General features: G+C 62.1%; 13 protein-coding genes. 3 read left to right on the forward strand and 10 right to left on the reverse strand.

Translation table 11 applies throughout. From position 1 onward, the window contains the following. Window positions 1-57: 57 nt before the first annotated feature. From YH62_RS08010 to YH62_RS08025, 4 genes are read right to left on the reverse strand one after another with little or no spacing between them, the layout of a single operon-like run. Window positions 58-2,142: a beta-galactosidase trimerization domain-containing protein gene (locus tag YH62_RS08010; protein WP_046793615.1), complete on the reverse strand. Its 2,085-nt coding sequence runs from the start codon at window positions 2,140-2,142 to the stop codon at window positions 58-60. Continuing rightward, window positions 2,132-3,193: an oligopeptide/dipeptide ABC transporter ATP-binding protein gene (locus tag YH62_RS08015; RefSeq protein ID WP_082118290.1), complete on the reverse strand. Its 1,062-nt coding sequence runs from the start codon at window positions 3,191-3,193 to the stop codon at window positions 2,132-2,134. Before YH62_RS08015 ends, YH62_RS08010 begins: the two co-directional genes overlap by 11 nt. Then, a complete protein-coding gene (locus YH62_RS08020; RefSeq protein ID WP_046793616.1) occupies window positions 3,190-4,242 on the reverse strand; it encodes an ABC transporter ATP-binding protein in 1,053 nt (350 codons plus the stop codon). The genes YH62_RS08015 and YH62_RS08020 overlap by 4 nt, the downstream gene beginning before the upstream one ends. Then, window positions 4,239-5,381 (reverse strand): ABC transporter permease, encoded by a 1,143-nt coding sequence (locus YH62_RS08025; RefSeq protein WP_046793617.1) that lies wholly within the window; start codon window positions 5,379-5,381, stop codon window positions 4,239-4,241. Before YH62_RS08025 ends, YH62_RS08020 begins: the two co-directional genes overlap by 4 nt. A gap of 411 nt (window positions 5,382-5,792) precedes the next feature. On the opposite strand from YH62_RS08025, the gene YH62_RS08030 reads away from it, so the two are divergent. From YH62_RS08030 to YH62_RS08040, 3 genes are read left to right on the forward strand one after another with little or no spacing between them, the layout of a single operon-like run. After that, the gene (locus YH62_RS08030; RefSeq protein WP_046793618.1) at window positions 5,793-6,812 is read left to right on the forward strand and encodes a LacI family DNA-binding transcriptional regulator; all 1,020 of its coding nucleotides are present in this window, start codon (window positions 5,793-5,795) and stop codon (window positions 6,810-6,812) included. 28 nt (window positions 6,813-6,840) lie between these two features. Beyond that, window positions 6,841-7,719, forward strand: coding sequence for a 2-hydroxy-3-oxopropionate reductase (locus YH62_RS08035; protein WP_046793619.1), 879 nt, complete (start codon window positions 6,841-6,843; stop codon window positions 7,717-7,719). Window positions 7,720-7,752: 33 nt separating this feature from the next. After that, window positions 7,753-8,781: a LacI family DNA-binding transcriptional regulator gene (locus YH62_RS08040; protein ID WP_046793620.1), complete on the forward strand. Its 1,029-nt coding sequence runs from the start codon at window positions 7,753-7,755 to the stop codon at window positions 8,779-8,781. Window positions 8,782-8,794: 13 nt separating this feature from the next. On the opposite strand, the gene YH62_RS08045 is transcribed toward YH62_RS08040, so the two are convergent. The 6 genes from YH62_RS08045 to YH62_RS08070 all read right to left on the reverse strand — a co-directional run bounded on the left by YH62_RS08045 (window position 8,795) and on the right by YH62_RS08070 (window position 16,756). Further along, window positions 8,795-10,513: an ABC transporter ATP-binding protein gene (locus YH62_RS08045; RefSeq protein WP_046793621.1), complete on the reverse strand. Its 1,719-nt coding sequence runs from the start codon at window positions 10,511-10,513 to the stop codon at window positions 8,795-8,797. Window positions 10,514-10,523: 10 nt separating this feature from the next. After that, window positions 10,524-11,606: an ABC transporter permease gene (locus YH62_RS08050; RefSeq protein WP_046793749.1), complete on the reverse strand. Its 1,083-nt coding sequence runs from the start codon at window positions 11,604-11,606 to the stop codon at window positions 10,524-10,526. 115 nt (window positions 11,607-11,721) lie between these two features. Further along, on the reverse strand, window positions 11,722-12,708 hold the full coding sequence (locus YH62_RS08055) for an ABC transporter permease (RefSeq protein ID WP_046793622.1): 987 nt from the start codon (window positions 12,706-12,708) through the stop codon (window positions 11,722-11,724). A 23-nt stretch (window positions 12,709-12,731) separates the two neighbouring features. Then, a complete protein-coding gene (locus YH62_RS08060) occupies window positions 12,732-13,727 on the reverse strand; it encodes a D-2-hydroxyacid dehydrogenase (RefSeq protein WP_046793623.1) in 996 nt (331 codons plus the stop codon). A 119-nt stretch (window positions 13,728-13,846) separates the two neighbouring features. After that, window positions 13,847-15,796 (reverse strand): ABC transporter substrate-binding protein, encoded by a 1,950-nt coding sequence (locus tag YH62_RS08065; protein WP_052760365.1) that lies wholly within the window; start codon window positions 15,794-15,796, stop codon window positions 13,847-13,849. 219 nt (window positions 15,797-16,015) lie between these two features. After that, window positions 16,016-16,756, reverse strand: coding sequence for a GntR family transcriptional regulator (locus tag YH62_RS08070; protein ID WP_052760366.1), 741 nt, complete (start codon window positions 16,754-16,756; stop codon window positions 16,016-16,018). Window positions 16,757-16,810: the final 54 nt, after the last annotated feature.

Here is a 16,810-nt window from a genome sequence, read left to right on the forward strand (position 1 = left end):
TCCTCCTCAAGGCAGGACGGTCATTGCCGAGCTGCCTGCTCCTCCATTCCTTGCGCGTCAGCGCTTCCCCTCCACGGAAAGCGCCTCGAATGCATCAACCGGTGGCAGGTCGAACCAGGTGTAGCCGTCGCCGTCAGGCCCGGACGCCGCAACCAGCGACCGACCGGAGACGAGCGCCTGTGCGTTGTCCCCTGCGTTGCGGATCCCGAGCCGCAGCCCGTGCACGGCAGGCGCATCTTCGTAGAGATTGTTGCGCTGGCCGCCGAAATTGACGACGTGCACGAGCATGCGTCCGGTCGACGACTGGTGTTGGATCGTCACCTCCAGCGAACCGCGGCCATCAAGCTTCACCGGCGCTGGCGCAATATTGCGGTTGAGCAGGTCTGACACCAGCAGGCGGTGGTTGGGCAGGCTGTCGCGGAAGTACTGCCATTCCGGATTCCACGGGATGTAGACCACCTTGCCCTTCCCGTAACCGCCGGTGATGACGCCGGGCAAGTCGCTCTCGATATCGGGAAAGCACAGTTCAGGCGGGCCGAAGCGCTGGGGAGGCAGAAGCGTCAACAGCGTCTCGGCGCCGTCCTTCGGATGGGCGACGAAATAGCGGCCATCGAGCATCAGCAACGTGCTGAGCGGCGTCGGCAGCTCGCCTTCCGCAATCCGGAAGTAAGATCCGCGCATATGCATGCGGACGGAGGGTCTGTCCTTGACGGGCAAACTGTCGAGCGCCGGCATGTCGCGTACGATGCCGCGCTCGTCGTAAAAGCCGGTATCGCCGGTGACAAGCAGAACGCCGCCCCCCTTGACATAGTCATCGAGGCGCCTTGCCTCCTCATCGCCGAGGCAGGAAACGTTGGCAAGCACGATGGCATCGTAGCCCGCGAGTATATCCTTGCCGTTCTCCGCCTTGACCAGATCGTCGCTGACGAAATCGAAGGGCAGCCGCGCCTCGACAAGGGCGCGGTAGGCCCCGCGAAAGGCCGTGTCGCCCAGGGCTGCACTGCCTGTTCGCTTGCGGAAAACGCCATTGCTGTGGGAGTGATAGAGACCAATGCGGGCGCCGGAGCGCAAGCCGGTGTAGTGCGCCTCGTTGTCCCGGTGCCAGCGAAAGAGTTTCGAAATGTCGGAAAAGGGCGTCTTGTCGTCCTGATCCATGACACCGAGCAGGTAATAGTCGAGCGTGGCGCCGCTGGCGAGTTGCTGGGCGAAGCGCAGCATGTGATAGCCGCTGGTTTCGGAGTGGAAGCGCCAGGCGAAATCAACAAAATTGGTCGAGGTCGAGGAGAAGGTTTTGCCCTGTCCATAGGCAGCCGCCCACCGGGCCTGCTCGCCGGCCTGGTAGGGCCATTCCGGCTGCGGCCGGTCCACAGCGCGCTGTACCTCCATGCGGATCAAGTCGGAATCGCCGCGATGGCCTGTCATCGCCACCTTAGGATTGACCTGCTTGATATGTTTGTAGACCTTGCTGCGCAGCTCAAGCGAGGTGCGCTCCTTAAAGCTCAGATAGTCGGCATAGGACGGATCGGAAAAATCCTCCTTGAGCGGCAATTCCTTCTTGTACATGGCGCGGAAGCGTCTGCGGCAATTATCGCAGACGCAGATGCCGAAATAGTCGCCGGAATAGGTGAAGTTGGTATAGCCGAACATGTTGAAGAACACGCCGTCGACATCGTACTTGCCGAGCGATTCCGAAATGATTTCCAGCGCGTAGTCCTGATACCAGCCGCCGTTGACGCAAGCTTGGTAGGTGCCGTTGTATTCGAGCGCATCGCCCTTGATGTTGTGCACAAACCAGTCGGGATGGGCCTCGTAGGCGATCCGGGTAGCCTTCGACATGTCGAACCGGCCGACCAGGGAGAGGCCTTCCGCATGTGCCGCCTCGATGGCATCGCCCAGAGCGTCACCCTTCATGAAAGGGTTGATGGCATGAAGCGGCAGCTTGGTTGGATAGAAGGCGAAAATGCCGCCGATATTGTAAAGCAACACGTCGGCGCCGAATTCACGGACCTCCTTCGCGAGCTTCTTTTGATCGTAGAGCGCGTCGGGCTGGCGCAGATTGGTCTGCACCATGCGGTAGGGCCGCCTCCACCAGACCGGCTGCGCCGCGGCCGCGGCCTTGTTCTCAACAGCATCAAGCAGCATTCTCGGTTACTCCCTTCAAATCGAGATTTTCGGCGTGGTGGCAGGCGACCTGCGTTCCGTTAACGTCCTTGGCCGCCGGATCCTCCGTCCGGCAGAGGTCGGTCGCGAACGGACACCGCGGATGGAAGGCGCAGCCGACCGGGCGGTTGGCCGGATCGGCAACCTCGCCCTTCAGCCGCATGCGCTTTTGGCTGCGTGCAAGGCGCGGATCGGGACGCGGCACCGAAGCAAGAAGTGCGGCCGTATAGGGATGGCGGGGGCGCGAGAAGAGCTGGTCAGTCGTCGCCAACTCCACCACCCTGCCCGCATACATAACGGCGACGCGGTCGGAAATGTATTCGACGACGCCCAGATCATGCGAGATGAAGAGGTAGGTCAGGTCGAACTCTTCCTGCAGGTCCTGCAACAGGTTGAGCGTCTGCGCCTGGATGGAGACGTCGAGCGCCGAGACGCATTCGTCGGCGACGACGATCTTCGGACGCACCGACAGGGCGCGGGCAATGCCGATGCGCTGCCGTTCGCCGCCTGAAAAGGCATAGGGATAGCGTGCCATATATTCCGGGCGAAGTCCGACGCGACGCATCAGGTCGGCGACCCGGCTCTCGACTTCCGCCTGGTCGGTCACCCCAAAATTGCGCAGAGGCTCGGCGATGATGTCGATGACCCTCCGGCGCGGGTTGAGTGAGGCGAAGGGATCCTGAAAGATCATCCTGATGTCGGCACGGTAGGGCCGCATCTCGATAGGCGTCAGATGCGAAAGGTCGACCGTCTCACCATCCTTCCGGTAGAGGATACGGCCGTCGGTCGGTTCCAGTACTCGCACCAGCGCCTGTCCGAAGGTGGTCTTGCCGCAACCGGATTCCCCGACCAGGCTCAGCGTCTCGCCGGCCCGGATGGCAAGCGTAACGCCATCCACCGCCTTGATATGGCGCACCGTGCGCCTGAGGAAGCCCGACGTCACCGGGAAGTGCACCTTGACATTCTCGGCCCGGATCAGCGGTTCCCCGGCAGAAAGCTCGTTTCTGGTATGGCCGGTATGGATCATGTTCATACTCCCGCTTCCACCGGATTTCTGCTCTTGATATGCTGCGGGTCGCGAAGGTGGCAGGCGCCGAAATGGTTGGGCCGCAGTTCCTTCAGCGCGGGATCCGCCCGGTCGCAAAGGCCGGCCACGGCCTCCGGACAGCGCGTGTTGAACGGACAGCCGGTCGGCCGGTTCAGCGGATGCGGCACCATGCCCTCGATCGCCGTGAGGCGCTTGCCGGTCGAATGCCGCGCGCCAAGCTTGGGGATGGAGGCGAGCAGCGCCAGCGTGTAAGGGTGCTGCGGCTCGTAGAAGATGTCTTCGACGCTGCCACGCTCGACGACTTGGCCGAGATACATCACCGCCACCTCGTCGGCGATCTCCGCGACCACGCCGAGATCATGGGTGATGAACATGACCGCCATGCCGGTTTCGTCCTGAAGCGTGCGCATGAGCTCGAGGATGTTTGCCTGTGTGGTGACGTCGAGCGCCGTTGTCGGCTCATCGGCGATCAGCATGGCCGGCCGGCAGGCAAGCGCCATCGCGATCATCACGCGCTGCCGCATGCCGCCAGACAACTCGAAGGGATAGGCGGCGAGCCGCCGGCGCGGATCGGGTATGCCGACGCGATCGAGCGCCTCGACCGTTCGCTCGATCGCCGCTTTGGTGCCGATCTTGTGGTGCAGCAGGATCTTTTCCACCAGCTGGTCGCCAACCGTGTGCACGGGACTGAGCGAATTCATCGGCTCCTGGAAGATCATCGCGATGTCGCGCCCGCGGATCGCGCGGATCTCCTTGCCCGTCGGGTCGAGCGCCGCGATGTCGACACTGCCGCCGCCGTCACGGCTGAACATCATGCTGCCGTCGACGACGCGGCCGGGCGGCGTGACGATCTGCAGCACAGAACGCGCCATCATCGACTTACCGGAACCGGATTCGCCGACGACGCAAAGGGTCTTGCCGCGGCGGACGTCAAGATCAACGCCATCGACCGCCTTGATCAGGCCCTCGCGAAGATGGAAGTGGGTCTTCAGTCCGCGAACCGAAAGGACGGGTGTCTCGGATGTCGTGCTCATGAGTATGGATCCGCAGCATCACGGAGGCCGTCGCCGAGGAAATTCAGGGACAGCACCGTCACGATGACAAGGACGCCCGGCGCCAGAAGCCAGGGCGCCTCTGCCAGCGAGCGGATGTTCTGGGCTTCCTGCAGCAGCACGCCCCAGCTGACGACGGGAGGGCGAAGGCCGATGCCGAGGAAGGAGAGCGAAGTCTCGGCGATGATCATCGCCGGGATTGCAAGCGTCGTCGCCGCGATGATGTGGCTGACAAAGCCCGGTACGAGATGGCGGGTGATGATCTTCATCTCCGACGTGCCGTCCAGGCGGGCGGCGACGACGAAGACCTCGTTGCGCCACGACATGAAACGCCCCCTCACCTCGCGGGCAAGCGAAGTCCAGCCGATCAGTGAGATGATCATGGTGATGATGAAATAGACGAGGATCGGCGACCAGGTCACCGGGATTGCCGCGGCGAGACCCATCCACAACGGGATCGTCGGCACCGACATGATGAATTCGATGACCCGCTGAATGGCATTGTCCACCACGCCGCCGACATAGCCGGAGATACCGCCGAGAAGGACGCCCAGTATGAGGCTGATCGCCACGCCGATCAGGCCGACCGAGGTCGAGACGCGCGTGCCGTAGATCAGACGACTGAGCACATCGCGCCCGAGCCTGTCCGAACCCAGGAGGTAGAAGGGCTGTGTGGGATCCTTCGGCCCGATCAGGTGGATGTTGGAGGGAAACAGGCCCCAGAGCTTATAGGGCTCCCCGCGCACGAACAGGCCGACAGGTATCCGCACATTGGGATCGGCCGCAAAGACCTTGCGCAGTGTCTTCGGATCACGCTTGGAGCTGAACCCGGTCACATGCGGCTCGAAGTGATAGGAGCCGGCCTCGTCCACGAAGAACAGCTTGATCCCCTGCGGCGCCAGCATCGTATAGGCGGAATCATAATAGTCAGGAGTGCGCGGCGCCAGGAACTCTGCGAAGACGGCAACGAGATAGATCAGAAGGATAACGATCCCGCTCCAATAGGCGAGCTTGTGCTCCTTGAACTTGAGCCATATCAGCTGGCGCTGGCTGGCAAGACCGATGGCCGCGGCAGCGGCTACAGTCTGCGGCGGCGCAGGAGCATCCGCGATCACCGCCATTTCGGTGCACTCCGGCTGGCACCTCCGGCCGGGCTGTTGATCCTATCGTAAGGCAACGCAGACATGGCCATAGGCTCCTCCCTTAGCCGCAACTCCCCACTCAAACTGGAGCATTGTTTGCTTGTTGTTAGCCTAAATTGATGACAAAAAACCCATGCGTCAAGCGGATTGTTTGCGCGCCGCGATCAAAACAGCAGATAGAAAGAGCCTTGCTGCGTCTGCAAGAACGTCAGTATTGCAGGAAATCCATAGACATATCTTCCGGAAAATGATGATTTCTGCAGGAAACCTCGCATGGCGTGGTGCATCGCACTACGTGTTTTGGTTGACAGGCGCCGCAACACTAACATAACAAATACAAAAATTGCGCTTCTTGCCTTGCCGCAATTTGCCCCATTGGAAAAGAACACCATGAGCCGCGTCACTTTGCAGGAAATCGCCGATCATCTCGGAATTTCGAAATTCGCCGTCTCCAGAGCGCTGACCGGCAAACCGGGCGTCAGCGAGGATACGCGGCGCAGCGTACTTTCCATCGCCGAACAGTTTGGGTACATCGCAAGGCGCACGAAAGTGACTTCGCAATCGATCGAGGTGATCTTTCATGACCGGACCGTCGCCAATCGGGAGCTCTGGATCGACGTCCAGCACGGCATCGAGATGGAGGCGACGCGTTTCGGCTGTTCGATGGCGGTGCGCTGGACGAACGATCACCGCATCATAGAGCGGCTGGAGGATGCTTCGGTCGGCTTCATCATGGTCGGCCCGCAGGAACAGAAGATGTTCAACGCCGCCCGCGACAGTTCAGTTCCGGCCGTCGTCGTCGCCCATATCGTCCCCGAACTCTATACGATGGACCAGATTACCGCGACAGACGTCGAGGCCGGCGTCTTCGTGGCGAAATTCCTCTACGACCTGGGGCATCGACGCATGGTCTATGCACACGGACAGCTCGGCTATCCCGGACGCTATGCGCGTCTTCGAGGCTTCTCCGAGGCGATCGCCGAACTTGAAGGCGCCGAGCTGCGGGAGATCGCGTTCAAGGAGGACTACATGGCAGCCGACCTTCGCGAGGCGGTGGTGAAGATGGCCAATGAGGGCTTCGAGCCCACAGCGGTCTTCTGCGGCAGCGACGGCGTTGCCGTCACGGTCGTTTCCGAGTTGATGCGCATGGGCATTTCCGTGCCTGAGGATATTTCGGTGGTCGGCCATGCGGATTATCCGATCGCCACCCAGGTCTCACCCAACCTGACGACGATCCACATGCCCCACAAGCAGATGGGGATCGCCGCCGTGCGCCAGCTTCTGTCGCGCATCGGCCTCAACGGACAGTTGAACGACCTGCCGCCCCAGCGCTTGAGCCTCGTTCCGCACCTGGTCGAGCGGCAGTCGACGGCGCCGGCAACGACGAAATCCTGGAAATCCAAGCTTTGACGACGAGAGAACATGTGAGGAGACATTCATGAACATCGGATTTGTCGGGCTTGGCGTCATGGGGAGGCCAATGGCCGGGCACCTGATCGACGCAGGCCATGCGCTGTCGCTCCACCGGGTCAAGGAAGCTTCACGCGATCTCGTCGAGAAAGGCGCCTGCGCGGCAGAAAGCGCAGCGCAGGTTGCCGCGCAGTCCGATGTGGTGATCCTCATGCTGCCCGACACGCTCGATGTCGAGGCTGTTCTTTTCGGTGCAGAGGGCCTCGCCGGGGCCCTGTCGCCAGGCAAGCTGGTGATCGACATGAGCTCGATCTCGCCGATCGCCACCAAGGATTTTGCCGCCAGGATCGGCAAGCTCGGCTGCGCCTATCTGGACGCGCCTGTTTCCGGCGGTGAGGTTGGCGCCCGCAACGCCGCGCTGACGATCATGGTCGGCGGCGAGGAGGAGGCGTTCCGGCGCGCGCTGCCGCTCTTCGAGAAGATGGGCAAGAACATCACGCTGGTTGGCGGCGTCGGCGACGGCCAGACCGCGAAGGTCGCCAACCAGATCATCGTCGGGCTGACGATAGAAGCAGTAGCGGAAGCATTGCTCTTTGCCAGGAAAGCCGGTGCCGATCCTGCGAAGGTCAGGCAGGCCCTGATGGGCGGGTTTGCCGCCTCGCGCATTCTGGAGCTGCATGGCGAACGCATGATCAACCGCACTTTCAATCCGGGCTTCCGCATCGCTCTGCACCGCAAGGATATGACGCTGGCGGTCGACAGCGCCCGAGCGCTGGATCTGGCCCTACCGAATGTCGCCATGGTGCAGCAGATGATGAATGCCGCAATTGCGCTCGGCGACGGCGACAAGGACCATTCGGCGCTGATCCGCACGCTGGAGACGCTCGCAGGCCTCCCCGACGCCTAGCGCCGCCACCGGAGGACGAGAAATCGGACCACGATGAGCAACGTCACTCTCGACATGATCGCCACGCAGCTCGGCGTCTCGAAATTTGCTGTCTCGCGCGCCCTCTCCGGCAAGCCGGGCGTCAGCGAAAAGACGCGACGCAGCATCATCGCGGTCGCCGAGCAGCTTGGCTACCGCATACCGCGCCTGAAGAGCGGCGATGGCCGGTCGATCGACGTGATCCTTCACGATCGCAACGTCGCAAATCGTGAACTTTGGGGTGACGTGCAGCACGGCATCGAGGCCGAAGCGAGCCGATGGGGCCTTGCGATGGCGGTGCGCTGGACCGGGGATCACAGGATCGTTTCCCGGGTCGAAAGATCGACGATCGGCTTTGTTCTCGTCGGTCCTCACGACGCCGAGATGCACAAGGCGGTTCGCTGCAGCCGCCGGCCAGCCGTCACAGTCAACCACCGCGTTCCGCCGCTCGACGGCATGGACCAGGTCACGGCGACCGATGTCGAGGCTGGTGAGTTCGTCGCCGATTTCCTCCTCGGCCTCGGCCATCGCCGTATGGTCTATGTGCACGGACAGGCCGACTATCCCGATCGCGAGGCGCGCTTGTACGGTTTTGCCCGTACGGTCGCCGGTCGTGATGATGCAAGCGCTCGCGAGATGATCTTCGAATATGACGAGGAGACCTCGGCCTTCCGCTCGTCGCTGATCACCATGGTCGATGACGGTTTCGTGCCGACGGCCTTCTTCTGCGGCAGCGACGGCGTGGCCGTCACCGTCGTCTCGGAGCTTGTCCGAATGGGGCTGAGGGTTCCCGATGATGTCAGCGTCGTCGGCCATGCCGACGATCCGATCGCATCGCAGATATCGCCGAAACTCACCACACTTCACACGCCGTACAGGCAGATGGGGCTGACCGCAGTGCGGCTGCTGCTCTCAAGGGCAGGCCTCATTTTGCCTGTCGCCGACCCGACGCCGGTGCGCGTCAGTCTTGTCCCGCATCTGGTGGCCCGCCAGACGTCAGGGCCGCCAGGCCCGGGATCGTGGCATTCACGGCTCCGTCGCTAAACCCGTCGTCCGGTCACGCGTCGGCGATCTCGGGCGCGAAACGGACGCGATGCATCATGCGCTTTTGACGCGGATCGGGACTGGGCACGGCCGAGATCAGGGCCCTGGTATAGGGCTCGTCGGGGCTGGTGCAGATCTTTTGCGAGGATCCGACCTCCACGATCCTGCCCTTGTACATCACCGCGACGCGGTCGCAGAAATAGCGGATGACCGATATGTCGTGCGAAATGAAGATGAAGCTCAAGTCGAGACGCGTCTGGATGTCGAGCAGCAGATCAAGGATCTGGGAGCGGATCGAGACGTCGAGAGCCGACGTCGCCTCGTCGGCGACGATGACCCGCGGATCGAGCGCCAGCGCCCGCGCGATGCCGATGCGCTGCCGCTGGCCACCCGAAAAGGCGTGCGGATAGCGGTCCATCGTGTCCGGCGACAGGCCGACCATACGCAGCAGTTCCGCGACCCGGCCGTCGCGCGCTCTGCCGCGCGCCATGCCGGCGATCCGAAGCGGGTCACCAACGATCTGTTTCACGGTCATGCGCGGGTTGAGCGAGGCGAAGGGATCCTGAAAGATCAATCGCACCTGCGCGTGATAGGCGCGCAAGGCGGCGCCGCGCATATCCAGGACGTCGCTAGTGACGCCATCGGCCTGGCGGTAGCTAATCGATCCCATCGTCGGCTCGGTGATCCGCATGATCAGCCGGCCGAGCGTCGTCTTGCCGGAACCGCTTTCGCCGACGATACCGAGGTTCTCGCCGGGATAGAGATCGAGGCTGACATCGTCGACGGCACGCAGGCCGCCGCTCCAGCTGCCGTCCGCAGCCTGCTTCGATCCGTAATATTTGCTGAGGTTGCGGACAGACAGCACCGGTTCGATCCTGCTTGCGGTGCGATCGTCGCGCTCCCGAGAATTGTGCTCGAGCTTGCGCGTGGCCTCCAGCAGGTGACGGGTATAGGAGTGCTGAGGGTCGTGGAAGATCGCTTCTACAGGCCCTTTCTCGACGATCTCGCCGTTGCGCATCACCGCGACCTCGTCTGCCACCTCGGCCACCACGCCCATGTCGTGGGTTATCAGCAGAACCGCCATGCCGCGGCGCTGCTGCAGCCGCTTGATCAGGTCGAGAATCTCGGCTTGCGTTGTGACGTCCAGTGCCGTTGTCGGTTCGTCGGCGATCAGCACATCGGGATCGCACGCAAGCGCCATGGCGATGCAGACACGCTGGCGCATGCCCCCGGAATACTCAAAGGAATAGCGGTTGGCCATTTCCGCCGGATTCTTGATCTCGACCTGGCGCAGCAGTTCGATGGTGCGCCTGCGCGCCTCGGCCTTCTCAAGATGCAGATGGATCTGTAGAACCTCGTCTATCTGGTCGCCGATCGTGTGGAAGGGCGACAGCGCCGACATCGGCTCCTGGAAGATCAGCCCGACCTTGCCGCCGCGCACGGCACGGATCTGCGGCCCATTGGCCTTCAAGGTGGTGATGTCGATCACCTCGGCCTCGCGCGTCAACACGATCCTGCCGGAGGTGATGCGGCCAGGCTTGTCGACGATCTGTAGCAGCGAGCGTGCCGTCACCGACTTGCCCGAGCCGCTTTCGCCCACGAGGCAGAGCGTGCCGCCCCGCTTGATCGAGAAGCTGACATCCTTGACCGCCTTGAACACCGAGGTCCGCAGTTGGAATTCGATGGAGAGCTTTTCCACCTTGAGAACGTCTGCCGTCATGGGTTCGCTCATCGACAGTCTCCTAATCGGAATAGGGATCGGCAGCGTCGCGAAGACCATCGCCGAGGAAGTTGAGGGCCAGAACTGTCGTGATCACGGCGACGCCGGGCAGAAGCAGCCAAGGCGCAGTGGCGACGGTGCGGATGTTCTGTGCCTCCTGCAGGAGCACGCCCCAGCTGACGACAGGCGGGCGCAGACCGACACCCAGGAAGGAAAGCGCCGTTTCGCTGAGGATCATCACCGGGATCGCAAGCGTCACCGCAGCAATGATGTGGCTGGCAAAGGAAGGCAGCATGTGGCGGAAGATGACGCTCATCTCGCGGGCGCCGTCGAGACGTGCTGCCGTGACGAAGTCCTCGTTCTTCATCGCCAAGAATCGCCCCCGCACCACCCGCGCCAGGCCCGTCCAGCCAACGAGCGAAAGGATGATGGTGATCATGAAATAGACCTGCAGCGGCGGCAGGGTCGGCGGGATCGCCGCGGCAAGTCCCATCCACAGCGGGATGGTCGGGATGGCGAGCAGAAATTCGATGACGCGCTGGATCGCCGTATCGATGCCGCCGCCATAATAGCCGGAGAGACCGCCGAGAATGATGCCGAAGACGAGGCTGAGCGACACGCCGACCAGACCGACCGTCATCGAAACCCGCGTGCCATGGATGACGCGGCTCAGCATGTCGCGACCCAGCCGATCCGCGCCCCACAGATACATGGGCTGGCCGGCCTTCACCGGACCGATCAGATGGATGTTGGAAGGAATGAAGTTCCAGAGCTTGTAAGGCGCGCCACGCACGAACAGGCCGACGGGAATTTTTGTCTCCGGGTCGATGACGAATTCGCGGGCGAAGCTCTCGGGATTGACGCGCACCTTGTAGCCGTGGACGTAGAGGCCGAATTCGCCATTGTCCCATATATGCAGCTGCTGTGGCGGCGCATAGGTATAGCGTGCCGAATAGTCCCCGGCTCCCTGCGGCGCCAGGAATTCGGCGAAGGCGGCCACGAGATAGATGCAGATCACCACGATGCCGCTCGCCACGGCGAGCCGGTGCTTCCTGAATTTCCACCAGGCCAGTTGCCAGGCGCCGGCATGTTCGGCGTCCTTGATATGCGTGACCTCCTCGGCTACGCCCGCACCAGTGGCAGCCGTCGACTTGGCGGTCTTGTTCCGGGTCCAGGTGAACAAAGGTCTTACTCCGTCAGTTCGTGCCATCGCCCGTGCCTCACTTGTAGCGAATGCGGGGATCGAGCCACGCAAGCAATAAATCCGAGATCAGTGTGCCGATGACGGTCAGCACCGAGAGCATCAGGATCATCGCGCCGGCGAGATAGACATCCTGCGCGATCAGCGCCCGCAGTAAGAGCGGGCCAGTCGTGGGCAGGTTGAGGACGATCGCGGTCACCGTTGCACCCGATACCAGTTCCGGCAGCGTCCAACCGAGTGTCGAAACAAAGGGGTTGAGGGCGGCGCGCACCGGGTATTTCAGGATCAGGCGCCATTCCGAAAGGCCCTTGGCCCGGGCGGTCGTCACATAGGGCTTGTAGAGCTCATCGAGCAGGTTGGCGCGCATGATGCGCACCAGCGCTGCCGTGCCGGAGCAACCAAGCACGATGACCGGCACGATCAGGTGCTGTGCGAGATCGACAAATTTGCCCCAGCTCCAGGGCGCATCGACATATTCGCGGGAGAAGAGCCCGTCGATACTGATGCCGAGGAAACGGAGCGCCGCATACATGAGGATCAGGGCGAGCAGGAAGTTTGGGACCGCCAGGCCGACAAAGGCAAAGAAGGTAGCGGCATAGTCGCCGATCGAATATTTGCGAACCGCCGAGTAAATGCCGATCGGCAGCGAGATCACCCAAGTGAAGACCAGCGCCGTCAATGACAGGACCACGGTCAGGCCGAGGCGATTCCACAGGAGATCGGAAACGGGCGCGTCCCAGTCGAAGGACCGGCCGAAGTCGCCGTAGAGCACGATGTTGGAGATCCAGATCCAGTACTGCACCCAGATCGGCTGGTCGAGCCCATACTGGCGCCGCAGCATGGCCAGCGTGTTCGGATCGACCGTATCGCCGGCCTGCGACATCTGCGCCGCCAGTGTGGTGACGAAGTCGCCGGGTGGCAACTGGATCAGCGCGAAGGCGACGATGGAGATCGCGACCAGTGTCGGGATCATGTAGAGCAGGCGTTTCAAGACGTAGCGTGGCATGGCAGTCCTCCCCTCAATCCTGCTCAAGCATCCCTGGTCCAAAGATCTTCCTTCGTCATCCGGTTGAGCATCGGTTCCCCTGCCCGATAGCGACGGAAATTCTCGGTGATCACGTCGACTGACCGGTCGACCTTGTCGGGCAGGGCCGCAGTGAAATGAGGGGTAATCAGCACGTTCGGCGTATCCCACAGCGGATGATCGGCCGGCAGCGGTTCCGGGCTCGTGACGTCGAGACCGGCGCCTGCGAGCCGCCCGTCCTTCAGCGCCTCGATCAGAGCGTCCTGGTCGATGACACCGCCGCGGGACAGGTTGACGATGATCGCCGACCGCTTCATGCGGGCGATCTGCTCGCGTCCAATCATTCGGTAGGTCGCATCCGAAAGGTTGAGCACCAGCGCCAGAATGTCAGCCTGTTCGAGGATCTCGTCGATGGTTTCTTTCCTGTCGGCGCTGTACATGCGGTCGACACCTGGAGGCGGCGGGAGATCGCGGCGACGATAGCCGAGAACGCGCATGTTGAAGGCCTTCGCCCGGCTCGCCAGTGCAATGCCGGTATGCCCCATGCCGAGAATGCCGATCGTGCGGCCGTAGAGCGCGCGGATATCCATCATCTCGGGCGTGCGGCGCCATTCATGGCGCTTCTGCGCATCATAGAAATCCGGGTAGCGCGAGCAGAGCATCAACGAGAACATCAACACATGTTCGGCAAGCGCTGGACCCGATCGGCCCGCAGAGCCGGTGACTACAAGGCCGCGCTCGAAGACTTCGGGCCTTGCGGATTTCGTCAGTCCGGCATGGTCACAATGGACCCATTTCAGATTCGGAGCGGCGACGTGGCGATCGTCGAGGTCGCCGGAAAGGATGGCGATTTCCGCTTGTTCAAGCGCAGCCGAAACCGCAGCCGGATCCCTAGTATCCACGAGTAGCATACGGCCGGAGCCGATCGCTTCCTCCAACCGCTGCCAGTGCCCGGCGTCGAAAGGGAGGTCACGTGCGACGAAGACAATAGGTTGCGACATCGATCATTGGTCCTGGAGTACTGTTTGACGGGGTTGCGGGCAACTGCGCCTGCCCGAAGGGCAAGGCGTCTGGAAGGCCCGCCCCGGGCGGAGGAGACCACGGGGCGGACCAACGGGCCTTACGGCCTGGTCATGAAGTATTGCTCGGGATTGGTCGGACCTGGCGTCGGATAGATCCAGGAAGCAGGCATGGAAGCCGGCACGTTGTGGAAGTTCGTCTTCTTGACGCCGTAGCCGCTCGCCTCCCAGGCAATGCCCATGGTCCAGAACTCTTCGGCAGCGATGTCGAGAATCTGGTTCATCAGCTTGATTTGTTCGTCGGCGCTCGCGGAGGCCTGCAGCTGGCCATAGAGTTCCATCTGCTTGAGGGCGGCCGGCACGGGCTTTTCGGGCTTGACCTGTGCGGAATCCGGATTAACGCCCAGGAAGTAGGCAGCCCAGGCCGGCGCCCAATAATAGCTGTCGGTGTTGGACGGGAACCACCAGCGCGGATCGAGCACGACCTCCTGGCCGGAACCGCCGCCGCGCTCCCAGGCAACGCCTTCGAGTTCACCGGCATCCTGACGTGTCTGGATCAGCGTACGGTCGAGCGGCGTCGGTGTCATCGCGATGCCGACCTTTGCCCATTGCGCGGCCACCAGTTCCAACGCGTCGCCGAAGACGGGATTGGCGGCGCTGTAGGCGAAGGTGAAGGCGAAGGGCCTGCCGTCGGGGCGCAGGCGCATGCCGTCCGATCCCTTGTTCGGCAGCACCTTGTCAAGGAAGCTGTTGGCCTTTTCGACGTCATACTCGGTGTACTGCTTGGCAAGGCGCTCATTGTAGTAAACCGAGCCCGGCGTCACCGAGCTCTGGGCGATTTCGCCCTGCCCCAGCCACACCACGTCGAGCACTTCCTGGCGGTCCATGCCGTAGGACAGGCCGACACGGAAATCCTTGCTCTGGAAGATCGCCCTCGTGTCGGGATCCTTGTGGTTGAGATTGAACATCATGACCATCAGGTTCGGGCTCGCCGGCTTTTCCTCGAAGAATTCGAAGCCGCCCTTTTCGCGGCCCTCGAAGAGCACAGGCTTGTTGGCGGCGACGGCCAGATTGCGATCCTGGAAGTCGATATCGCCAGCCAGCGTCTTCGCCACCAGGACCTGGGGGTCGGAGAGCACGTCGAAATGGCGAATGTCGATGTAGGGCAGCTGGTTACCCTCCGTATCGACCTTCCAGTAATAGGGATTGCGCTCGGCGATCGCCTGTGTTGCCGAACCGCTGCCGTAGCCGGTCTTGAAGATCCATGGATTGATCGTCGGCACGTCAACATTGGACCAGAAGTTCGACCGGTTGACCATCAGGCCCACCCAGTCGGACTGCCCGGAGGCGGAGATCTCCTTCTGAATGTCTGGATTGTACTTCGGATGGAATTTTTCCAGATAATGCCGGGGATAACGGACCGTTGCATTGTCGAGCGGCCGCGCCGTGGCGAGATACTGCAGGAAGATGCCCTTCGGGTTCTTGAAGTTGAACTGGAAGGTGGTCTTGTCCACCATCTTGAAGTCGACCGGCGATCCATCGGTATTGATGAAGGGTTCCGAAGGCGTCGGCGTGAACTGCTTGTTGGTGAAAAGATCCTCGTACCAGAAGCGCACATCGTCAGCAGTGAAGGGCGCACCGTCCGACCATTTCATGCCGTCGCGAAGATGGACGGTGAAACTCTTGGCGTCGTCGCTGACATCGATCGATTCGGCGATGTTCGGCACGACTTCCTTCCAGTCGGGAGACCAGCGCATCAGATTTTCGTAGGAGACTGTCCTCAGGATCCAGCCGTCGTCGGAGCCGCCGACCAGGGCCGAGCGCCACGTCCCGCCATATTCGCCGACGCGTTCGACCGGCCTGACCACCAGCGGGTTCTTCGGCAGGCGCTCTTCAAGCGGCGGCAGGCTCTTGGCTTCGACCAGCTTGGCCAACATCGGCGATTCGCCGGCTGCCGCGGGAAGCGCGGCGCCCAAGGCAAAGGCAAGGCCGCAGGCGAGCGACATCCGCCGTGCCGCCGCAGCCACAAACATTTTCGCAAGCATGTTCATCCGACCCCTCCCAAAGTCTGCGTACAGGAAGCGACCGCGTTACGACCCGACAGTCCTCCGTCTATTCAGAGGATCACCGGAGCCACGCAGATGTTCGCTTCATGGGGATGATATCGGATAGTGTGCGATTTTTGTACAAAAATCCACAATGTTGCGAAAGTTAGGTAATTTAATGTGTTATTTCAGCCAAATAGGGGGCGCACCACTGCCCCTTGCAGTTTACATCGCCTCTTCGCCCGCATCCCGCAGGCGATCGCGCCGCATGTTGGCAAGGAACACTGCGCGCGAGTTGCGCATATGCCGCTCTATGACCTCGACGGCCTTGTCGGGGTCGCCCTTTTCCACCGCTTCAATCAACTCCCAGTGCTCGCTACTCGAGCGCCGCATGTGAGCGAGTGTGAGCGGATTCTTGCGCGACAAGGCCCGCAGCCAGCCATTGTGCTGCTTCATGATCCGTACTGCCTCGACATTGAAATGCCGCTCGATAATGAAATCATGGAAGGCGAGATTGTTCTGATGGAAACTCGGATAGTCGGCCGCATCAGCCGCCGCCTGGCAGCCCTCCTGGTAACGCCTCAAAACCGCGACATCCTCAGGTGTCGCGTATTCAACGAAAGCCCTGACGAAGTAAGGTTCCAGGAGGCCGCGGATATCGAAGATGTTCTGGACGAGGTCCTCGTTGATCAGCCGTACGCGGGCGCCGCGGTTATGCATGATGACGACGAGCCCCTCGCCTTCCAGGGCCTGCAATGCCTCACGGGCCGGGTTGGTACTCGTTTGGTAGCGCTCGACGATTTCCGATACTTTCAGCCGCGCGCCGGCCGGGATGCGGCCCTCGAGAATATCGTCGCGAAGCAGCTGCTGCAGACGCCCGTAACCCGGCTCGCGCACCTCCCGGACCTCGGTGGCCTTGCCGCGTGCTGCGGATGACTGTCGTTGCCTGACGGCGCGCTGCTCCATGATCTCTCCCTTGGTGGTAGGGCAACTGTTCTCCAAGCCTAGCATCAATCTTAG

This window comes from Rhizobium sp. LC145, assembly GCF_001005825.1.
Classification (GTDB): domain Bacteria; phylum Pseudomonadota; class Alphaproteobacteria; order Rhizobiales; family Rhizobiaceae; genus Neorhizobium.